Below are 11,306 nucleotides of genomic sequence, written 5' to 3'. Positions count from 1 at the left end.
GGCTTGTTGAGGAAGCTGCAGAGCCCCGATACGTGACGGGGCCATTCGCAAGTTACACCTTCTATTCAACCTGCGTTCATGGGCCGTCGCCTCCTTGAGGCGCAATACCCGCCTGTAGATACGGTTGTCACGGGGAATCAATCCTCAATCGAGCACTGCTGATTGCACGCAATCGGGCAAGGGTTCGGTGCGGCCGTGGTACCAGGTCCCGTCGTGCAATTTTCGATTTTCTGTTTATGGGGTTCAGCACTAAACCACGCGTTTACAGCGGTGTTTTATGCGTGTGGTTTCCTGATTGCCAAGCATCGAGGAAACAGCCATGGCCAGTTTCATCAAGTCCGATCTCGAGTTCATTCTCGAACAAATCTTCATCTCCGAACGGCATGCGGCAGGCGAGAGCCTGATTGATATGCTGCCAAACGTAGAAGTCCCCTTCGGCCTGCGCACCGTCTCCGGCATCTACAACAACCTGGCCGATATCCAGTTCGGTGCCGCCGACAACTTCTTCCCGCGTATGACGACGCCGGTGTTCAATACCGCGCAGGTCCAGCCGGTCGGCTTCTTCGGGCCCGCCGACCCTGGCGGAACCACGCCGACCTCCTACCTGCAGACCAGCGGTTCCGTCTTCGACTCGCAGCCGCGCACCATCAGCAACCTGATTGTGGACCAGACCGCCAACAATCCGGCGGCGGTCGCGGCCGCCGCGGCCAATCCGGATTCACAGGTCGTCACCAGTCCCGGTCTGGATGGCCTGTTCGGCACCGCCGACGACGTTTCCGTCTTTCAGATCCCCAACATTACGCCGGACGCGGGCCTGACCGCGCCGTTCAACCAGTGGATGACGTTCTTTGGCCAGTTCTTCGACCATGGCCTTGACCTCGTGACCAAGGGTGGCAGCGGCACCGTCTTCATTCCGTTGCAGCCGGATGACCCGCTTTTCGTGCCGGGCAGCCCGACCAACTTCATGGTGCTGACGCGCGCCACCAATCTGCCCGGTCCCGATGGCATCCTGGGCACCGCCGATGACATCCACGAGCAGAGCAACACCACCTCGCCATTTGTCGACCAGAACCAGACCTACAGCTCGCATCCTTCGCACCAGGTGTTCCTGCGCGCCTATGAACTCAACGCCGCCGGCGATCCGGTGGCCACCGGCAAGCTGATCACCAATCGTGACCTGGGCGTCGATGGGCATTTCGGCACTGCGGATGACGTCGAAATCGGCGGCATGGCCACCTGGGCAGTCGTCAAGGCCCAGGCCCGTGATTTGCTCGGCATCAACTTGACCGATGCCGACGTGTTCGACGTACCGCTGCTGGCGACCGATGCCTACGGCAACTTCATCAAGGGGCCCAACGGTCTCCCCCAGGTCGTGATGAAGGGCTTGGACGGCATCGCCGGCACCGCCGATGACGTGCTGGTCGAGGGGAACCGGGCCGCGCCGATCAGCCTGACGAACGCTGTTCGCACCGGCCACCAGTTCCTCATCGACATCGCCCACAGCGCCGACCCTACCGGCGGCCTGACGCCTGACGCGGACACCGTCATTGGCGGTGCGCAAGCACCCGGCACCTACGACAACGAGCTGCTCGACAAGCACTACATCGCCGGTGATGGCCGCGTTAACGAGAACATCGGCCTGACCACGGTGCACTCCATCTTCCACAGCGAGCACAATCGGCTGGTTGAGCAAACCAAGGAGACGGTGCTGGCTTCCGCCGACCTCGACTTCCTGAACAAGTGGCTGCTGCCTGACGCCCAACTGACAGCGCTGCCCGTGACGCCGGCCGACATCGCGGGCCTGCACTGGAACGGCGAGCGGTTGTTCCAGGCCGCCAAGTTCGGCACCGAGATGCAGTACCAGCACCTGGTGTTCGAGGAGTTCGCGCGCACCATCCAGCCACAAGTGGACGTGTTCCTGGCGCCCATGGGCAACGACACCACGGTCAATCCGGCGATCGTCGCCGAGTTCGCGCACACGGTCTTTCGCTTCGGCCATTCGATGCTGCTGGAGACGGTCGATCGTTTCGACCCCAACTTCAATGTCGTCGGTGACGGCAATCCGGTTGACCCGGGCAATCAACAGACCGGCCTGATCGCGGCCTTCCTCAACCCTCTTGCGTTTGCTGCAAGCGGCCCCACGCCGGAGGAGGCGGCTGGCGCCATCGTGCGCGGTGTCACACGGCAGGTCGGCAACGAGATCGACGAGTTTGTCACTGACGCTCTGCGCAACAACCTGGTCGGCCTGCCGCTCGACCTTGCCGCCCTCAACCTGGCGCGCGGCCGCGAAACCGGCATCCCGTCGCTGAACGCGGCGCGGCGCGAGTTCTACCACATGACCGGCGACAGCCAGTTGACCCCCTACACGAGCTGGGCCGATTTCGTGCAGCACATGAAACACCCGGAATCGCTGATCAACTTCATCGCCGCCTACGGTACGCATTCAACCATCACTGGCGCCACGACGCTGGCGGACAAGCGCGCCGCGGCGGCGGACCTGGTGCTCGGCAGCGCCACGGCCCCGGCCGATCGCCTGGACTTCCTGAACAGTACCGGTGTCTGGGCCAGCAACGCCGGTGCGGACGGCATTCTGCACACCGCAGACGACGTGACCACCACCGGCCTGGACTCCATCGACTTCTGGATCGGTGGCCTGGCCGAAGAGAAAATGCCCTTTGGCGGCCTGCTGGGTTCGAGCTTCAACTTCGTTTTCGAAACCCAGTTGGAAAACCTGCAGAACGGCGACCGCCTGTACTATCTGGCCCGCACCGCAGGACTCAACTTCGGCACTGAACTGGAGAACAATTCGTTCTCCAATCTGGTGATGCTCAACAGCAACGCCACACACCTGGCGGCCAATATATTCCAGACACCGGCCTTCACCCTGGAGGTCGACCAGACGCAGCAATTCAACCCGAGTGTGGTGGCCGGTCCGGACGGCATCGTCGGTACGGCCGACGATCTGCCCGCCAACGCCGACCCCTTTGGCCCGTCGGACCACCCGATCGGTTCACCACGGATCGACCATTTCACACCGCTGGTGATCCGCGACAACCCCGACACAGTGGGCCCGGATACCAACTACCTGCACTACACCGGCGGCGACACGGTCGTGCTGGGCGGCACGGCCGGCAACGATATCCTCATTGCCGGTGACTCGGACGACGACACTGTCTATGGCGACGCCGGCAACGATCGGCTCGACGGTGGCTACGGCAACGACAACGTCTTTGGCGGTGCCGGCGACGACATCATCACCGACATCGGCGGCAGCGACACCCTGCGCGGCGAGGACGGCAACGACGTCATCCAGGCCGGCAACTCGACCCTCGGCCTCAACAACCTGGTCTTCGGCGGCGCTGGCAAAGACTTCATCATCACCACCGAAGACATCACGATGACCTTCGCCGGCGCGGGCGACGATTTCATCCTCGGCGCCAAGGTCAACCTCGCGCCGACCGGCAACGAAGGCGACGACTGGATCGAGGGCGGCACCCAGGACGGTGCACCGGGCGATAACATGAGCCCGACTCTGACCGACGATGTGCCCGGCAACGACATCTTCATCGGCACCGGCGGATTCGATGAAATGATCGGTGAAGGTGGCGACGACACCTTCGTCGCCAGCGATGCCCAGGACAAGATGGACGGCATGTCCGGGTTCGACTGGACCACCTACAAGAATGACAAGTACGGCGTGACCGTCGACATGGTCGTTCCCTTCTTCAGCCCCTATCACGCGGTGCCCAACGCGGCGGGCGATATCGTGGGTGCAGTGGGGCAATCGCCCGATGCGGTCTATGACCGGTTCGCGGAAGTGGAGGGCCTGTCGGGCTCGGCCTTCTCCGACTTCCTGCGCGGCGATGAACAAAACGCGGCCATCATCGCCAACATCACGGCCAGGGGCAGCATCCTCACCAACTTCGACCTTGTCAGCGGCCTGCGGGACTTTGTCGGCAGCGCCGGTTTCGGAGCCGACGGTATCGGGGGCACGGCCGACGATCAGTTCGGCGCGGGCAACATCATCCTCGGCGGCGATGGCAGCGACATCATCGAAGGCCGTGGTGGCAGTGACCTCATCGACGGCGACAAGTGGCTCAACGTGCGCATCAGCGTGCATCAGAATCTGGATGGCACGGGGCCGGAGATCGCCAGCTTCGACAGCATGACGCCGATGATCCCGCTGATGTTGAACGGTACCTACAATCCGGGGCAGCTCGTCGCCGTGCGGGAGATCCTGCCGGGCGTGGGTGGCTTCGACACCGTCAACTTCATGGGCCCGCTGGCGAACTACACCGTCTCCGTCAACGATAACGGCACTGCGCTCGATTTCAGCGACGACATCGTCAGCGTGACCGACAATGTCGGCAAGGAAGAAACCGACCGTCTCACCCACATCGAACGGCTGCAGTTCTCCGATCAGTCCATGGTCCTCGTGCCCGGGCTCAACGCTGAGCCGGTGGGCGCGCTGACGGTGGACAACACCGCGCCGACCGTTGGCCAGACGCTGACCGTGTCGGCGGCAGGCCTCAGCGATGCCGACAACGCGGGCGGAGCGATCCACAACTCCATCAGTTACATATGGCAGTTTGAAGCGACACCGGGTTCGGGCGTGTTCGAAGACATCATCCTCGGGCCAGGCCGCATCGGTATCGGATTTACCCGAGCGGACGCGCCCACGCTCACGGTGACGTCGGATCTTGCCGGTCTGGCAGTGCGCGTCAAAGGCATTTATGCGGACGATCATGGCGTGACCGAGCAGGTATTCTCGGCACCGACTACGGCAGTAGTGGCCGCGGCGCCAACCCCCGCACCGGCGCCTTCGCTGATCGATCCGCAAACCTCTGCCCCCAGCAACGGTGTGCGTTACACGCAATCGGACCTGTCGTTCATCCTTGACCAGATCAAGATAGCCGAACACCACGCGGCCGGTGAGAACCTGGTTTCTCTGCTGCCGAACATACGCGTGCCCTACGGTTTGCGCACGGTCGAAGGGACGGAAAACAACCTGCTCCATCCCGAGTACGGTGCCGCCGATAACGTATTCCCGCGCTTGACCACGCCGGACTTCCGCCCGGCCGACGCCGGCACGAGTTATACCCAGACCAGCGGCCTGGTGATCGACTCGCAACCGCGCACCATCAGCAACCTGATCGTCGACCAGACCGCCAACAACCCGGCGGCGGTCGCGGCCACCTTCGATCCCGGCCTGGATGGCATCCTCGGCACGGCTGACGATGTCCTCAAGGCCGGCGCGCAGGTGGTGACCGGAACCCGCACCGACGGCAGCACGTTCCAGACCTTCCTCGACCCGAACGTGAGCCCCGACGCGGGCCTGACCGCGCCCTTCAACCAATGGATGACCTTCTTCGGCCAGTTCTTCGACCATGGCCTGGACCTCGTCACCAAGGGCGGTTCGGGCACCGTGTTCATCCCGCTGCAGCCGGATGACCCACTGTTCGTGCCCGGTAGCCCGACCAACTTCATGGTGCTGACGCGCGCCACCAATCAGCCCGGCCCCGATGGCCTCCTGGGCACGGCCGACGACATCCACGAGAACACCAACACCACCTCGCCGTTTGTCGACCAGAACCAGACCTACAGCTCGCATCCGTCGCACCAGGTGTTCCTGCGTGCCTATGAGCTCAACGCCGCGGGCGATCCGGTGGCCACCGGCAAGTTGATCGAAAATCGTGATCTGGGCGCCGATGGGCAGTTCGGCACCGCTGATGACGTCGAGATCGGCGGCATGGCCACCTGGAAGGTGGTCAAGGCGCAAGCCCATGATCTGCTCGGGATAAATCTCACCGATGCCGATTTCGACAACGTGCCGCTGCTGGCGACCGACGCCTACGGCAATTTCATCAAGGGGCCGAACGGTTTTCCGCAGGTGGTGATGAAGGGCGTGGACGGCATTGCCGGCACGGCCGACGATGTGCTCGTTGAAGGCAATCCGGCGGCGCCCATCAGCCTGGCCAACGCCGCGCGCACTGGCCATGCCTTCCTCAACGACATAGCGCACACCGCCGTTCCGGTGGACGACCAGACCGGCGCGGCACTCCTGCCCGATGCCGACAATGTCATTGGCGGTACGCCTGCGCCGGGCTTCTACGACAACGAACTGCTGGACGCGCACTACATCGCCGGCGACGGCCGGGTGAACGAGAACATCGGCCTGACCACCGTCCACTCCATCTTCCACCATGAGCACAACCGCCTGGTCGATCACACCAAGGAGGTGGTCCTGGCAACAGCGGCAAGCGGCGATGTGTCGTTCCTCAACGAGTGGCTGCTGACGCCTGTCACTGCCGTTCCCGCCGACACCTCGACCCTGGACTGGAACGGCGAGCGCCTGTTCCAGACGGCGAAGTTCGGTACCGAGATGCAGTACCAGCACCTGGTGTTCGAGGAGTTCGCGCGGACCATCCAGCCGATGGTCGATCCCTTCTTCGCCCCGGGCCAGGTGTACGACACCGCGATCGATCCGAGCATCGTTGCCGAGTTCGCACACACCGTCTATCGCTTCGGGCACTCGATGCTGCTGGAGCAGGTCGACCGGCTCGATCCGAACTTTGCCTCGAGCGATATCGGGCTGATCCAGGCCTTCCTCAACCCGCTCGAGTTCGCGGGCAGCGGCCCGACTCCGGAAGAGGCGGCCGGTGCCATCGTGCGCGGTGTGACCCGCCAGGTGGGCAACGAGATCGATGAGTTCGTCACCGAAGCCCTGCGCAACAACCTGCTGGGCCTGCCGCTCGATTTGCCCGCCATCAACCTGGCGCGTGGCCGCGATACCGGCGTTCCGTCCCTCAACGCGGCGCGGCGGGAGTTCTATGGGCCCACCGGCGACGCTGAGCTCAAGCCCTACACGAGCTGGGCTGATTTCGTGCAGCACATAAAGCACCCGGAATCGCTGATCAACTTCATCGCTGCCTACGGCACGCATTCGAGCATCACCGATGCCCTCACGCTGGCGGACAAGCGCGCGGCGGCCTCGCTGCTGGTGCTCGGCGGTGCGGGTGCGCCGGCCGATCGTCTGGACTTCCTCAACAGCACCGGCGCCTGGACCAGCACCGCGGGTACCGACGGCGTTTTGCACACGGCAGACGATGTGACCATCACCGGCCTGGATGCGGTCGACTTCTGGGTTGGCGGGCTGGCCGAGGAGAAGATGCCCTTTGGCGGCATGCTCGGCTCGACCTTCAACTTCGTCTTCGAGAACCAGATGGAGAAACTCCAGGACGGTGACCGCTTCTACTATCTGGAGCGCACCGCCTCGATGGACTTTGGCGCCGAGCTTGAGAACAACACGTTCGCCTCGCTGGTGATGGCCAATACCGATGCCACACACCTTTCGGCCAGGGTCTTCCTGACGCCGGCCTACATTCTGGAGGTCAACCAGGCAAACCAGTACAACCCCAGTGTGATTGCCGGACCCGACGGCATTGTCGGCACCGCCGACGATCTGCCGGCCAATGCCGATCCATTTGGTCCGTCGGACCACCCGATCGGCTCACCGCGCACTGACTTCCTCACGCCGCTGGTGATCCGCGACAATCCCGCCACGACGGGTCCGGACACCAACTACCTGCACTACACCGGCGCCGATACGGTGGTGCTGGGCGGTACGGCCGGCAACGACATCCTCATTGCCGGTGACTCGGACGACGACACGGTCTACGGCGATGCCGGTAACGACCGGATCGATGGCGGCTACGGCAACGACCAACTCTTTGGCGGTACCGGTGACGACATCATCACCGACATGGGGGGCGACGACGTCATCCACGGCGAGGACGGCAACGACGTCATCCAGGGCGGCAACGGCCTCAACCTGATCCTCGGCCAGGCCGGCCAGGACTTCATCATCACCGGCGAAGACGCAGCCGACTCCAGCGGTGGCCTGGGCAACGACTTCATCCTCGGCAGCAAGGCGAACGAGTTCGCGCGCGGCGGCGAAGGCGATGACTGGATCCAGGGCGGATCCGCCGATGGCGTTGCCGGTGACAACTTCGACCCCTTCGGCAACGATCCGATCAATGGCAACGACGTCTTCCTGGGCGATGGCGGACCGGACAACTTCGACGGGGAGGGCGGTGATGACATCATGGTCGGGAGTCCCAGCGAGGCGGACCGTTTCATCGGGTTCTCCGGGTATGACTGGGCGACCTACAAGGATGATCCGAGCGGCGTGACCATGGACCTCAACACCAGGCTGCGCTTCTTCGATCAACCGGCGGTGCCTGGTTCCAACGCGTCGATCCTTGCCCGGCTGGACCTGGTGGAAGGGCTGTCGGGATCGGCCCATGCCGACTTCCTCAGCGGCGATGACTCCACTGCCGACTTGCTCGCCGTCGCTGGCGCCAAGGGCAGCGTGCTCACCAACTTCGACCTCATCAGCGGTCTGCGGGACCTGGTCGGTAGCGCCGGCAACGGCGCGGATGGCATCGCCGGCACGGCCGACGACAAGTTCGACGGGGGCAACATCGTCCTGGGTGGCGCCGGCAGCGACATCATCCAGGGCCGCGGCGGCGACGACCTGATTGACGGCGACAAGTGGCTCAACGTGCGCATCAGCGTGCGGCAGAACATCGATGGCACCGGGCCGCAAATCGCTACCTTCGACAGCCTGACGCCTCTGGTTCCGCTCATGGTGAACGGCACCTATAACCCCGGCCAGCTCCAGATCGTGCGCGAAATCCTGACCGCGACCGGTCCCGACTTCGACACGGCGCTGTTCTCCGGCAATCTGGCGGATTACACCGTGGTGGAAAACGTCAACGGCACCTTTACGGTCACCGACAGTGTCGCTGGCAGGGACGGGACCGACACCCTCAGCCATATCGAGCGGTTGCAGTTCTCCGATCAGGCGCTCGTGCTCGGCGGTTTGAACGCGGCGCCAGTCGGATCGCTGAGGATCGACGATCCTACGCCCGCCGTCGGCCAGCGGCTGACGGTATCGGCGGCAGACATCACCGATGCCAACAACACCGCGACCGGCGGCGCGATCACCGGGCCCATCAGTTTCTTCTGGCAGTTTGAAGCGCGTCCGGGCTCGGGTGTCTTCGAAGACATCACCTTCTTTGCCGCCGGCGAGGTCGCGCGCGCGGAGGGCACGACCGTCACGGTGGGCTCGGAACTCAGGGTCCCACCACCGGCGACCCTCATTGGCGCCGTACCGGCTATCCCGGAACTCGTCGTGGCAGCCGGGCTGGCTCTGCGCGTCAGGGCGGTCTACAAGGACGCCAATGGCGTGCTGGAGGAGGTGTTCTCGGCGCCGACCGCCCCGATCTCGGCGGCCGGTACCGGCACCGTCAATGTCCTGCCGGTTGGCACGGTGCTGATCAGCGATACGACCCCGGCGAAAGGCTCGGTACTCACCGCCACGGATGCGTTCACCGACGCCAACGGGACCACGACCTCGGTGATTGCCCATCAGTGGCAGGTGGGGAGCGGCGCGATCTTCACCGACATCGCCGGCGCGACGGGCACGACCTTTACGCCCGACCAGGCACAGGTCGGTCAGCAACTGCGCGTCGTCGCCAGTTACACCGATGACCTCGGCACACTTGAGCGAGTCATCTCTGGCGCAACGACAGTGGTCAGTGACGTGTTTGTCGGTACCGCCGGTGTCGACCTATGGACCGGCACGGCAGGCGACGACGTGGCCAGCGGAGGTGCTGGCAACGACATCCTGAGCGCCTTGGGCGGCAACGACATCCTCAATGGCGACGCGGGCAACGACTTCCTCAATGGCGGTACGGGCAATGACCAGATGGCGGGTGGAACCGGCAACGATACCTACCGCGTCGATTCAGTCGGGGACGTAGTGACCGAGTTGACGGGCGAGGGTCAGGATTCGGTACAGACCACGCTGGGCAGTTACACTCTGGGCACCAATGTCGAGCATCTGATCTACCTCGGAGCCGCCAACTTCACCGGCAACGGCAACGCGTTGAACAACGTCATCACCGGTGGGGTGGGTAATGACATCCTCAACGGCGGTGACGGCAACGACACGTTGATCGGTGGTGTCGGTAACGACGTCCTCACTGGCGGTGCGGGTAATGACGCAATGGTCGGCGGGGCCGGCAATGATACTTTCCGCGTCGACTCGGCCGGGGACCTGGTGACCGAGGCGGCGGGTGGGGGGGCGGACTCCGTACAGACGACCCTGACCAGTTACACGCTGGGCGCCAATGTCGAGCACCTGCTCTACCTCGGCGCCGGCAACTTCACCGGCAACGGCAACGCGCTGAACAACGTCATGACCGGTGGGGTGGGTAATGACAGCCTCAGCGGCGGTGACGGCAACGACACATTGATGGGTGGCGCCGGCAACGACGTTCTCACAGGCGGTGCGGGTAATGACGCGATGGTCGGCGCAGCCGGCAACGATACCTTCCGCGTCGATTCAGCCGGGGACCTGGTGGTCGAGGTGACGGGCGAGGGGGCGGATTCCGTGCAGACGACGCTGACCAGCTACACGCTGGGCGCCAATGTCGAGCACATGCTCTACCTCGGAGCCGGCAACTTCGTCGGCACCGGCAACGCGTTGAACAACATCATCACCGCCGGGACCGGTAATGACACGCTCAACGGCGGAGACGGCAACGACACATTGCTGGGCGGCCTCGGCAACGACGTCCTCAATGGCGATGCAGGCGCCGACCGGTTGGAAGGCGGCGTCGGCAATGACACCTACCGCGTCGATTCTGCCGCGGACGGGGTGATCGAGTTGGCGGGTAGCGGTGAGGACTCCATACAGACCTCGTTGTCGAGCTACACACTGGGCGCCAATACCGAGCACCTGCTCTACACCGGAATCGGCAACTTCGTCGGCACCGGCAACGCGTCGAACAACGTCATCACCGGTGGGGCGGGTAATGACATTTTCAACGGCGCCGACGGCAACGACACATTGCTCGGTGGCGCCGGCAACGACGTCATCGATGGCGGTGCCGGCAATGACAGTATTGTGGGTGGTGCCGGCAACGACACGATGTTTGCCAGCACTGGCAACGATATCTTCGTGTTCGCAGCGGCCTTCGGCAACGACCGGATCATCGGCTTCGATACCGACGCGGCGGGAGGCCAGGATCTGCTCAATATTGCCTCGTTGAACATCACGGCTGCGACCTTTGGCAGCAGCGTCAACGTCGTCGATCTCGGTGCGGATACGTTGGTCAACTTCGGTGCTGACTCCATCACCCTGGTAGGTGTGGCCGACGCAACAACCGTTACGGCCTCGGACTTCATCCTGGCCTCTTGAGATCCTGACAAGTCCTGTTGCAGGGAATGAGAAAGGG

Annotated in this window: 1 protein-coding gene; it reads left to right on the top strand. The window is 63.8% G+C overall.

The features are described 5' to 3' along the window. Nucleotides 1–319 precede the first annotated feature (319 nt). The gene (locus KW838_RS25790) at nt 320–11,269 is read left to right on the top strand and encodes a peroxidase family protein (protein WP_218503948.1); all 10,950 of its coding nucleotides are present in this window, start codon (nt 320–322) and stop codon (nt 11,267–11,269) included. Nucleotides 11,270–11,306: the final 37 nt, after the last annotated feature.

This window comes from Pseudomonas sp. PDM27 (assembly GCF_019219205.1).
GTDB classification, from domain to species: domain Bacteria; phylum Pseudomonadota; class Gammaproteobacteria; order Pseudomonadales; family Pseudomonadaceae; genus Aquipseudomonas; species Aquipseudomonas laurylsulfatiphila.
This window is presented reverse-complemented; position numbering and strand designations above follow the sequence as displayed.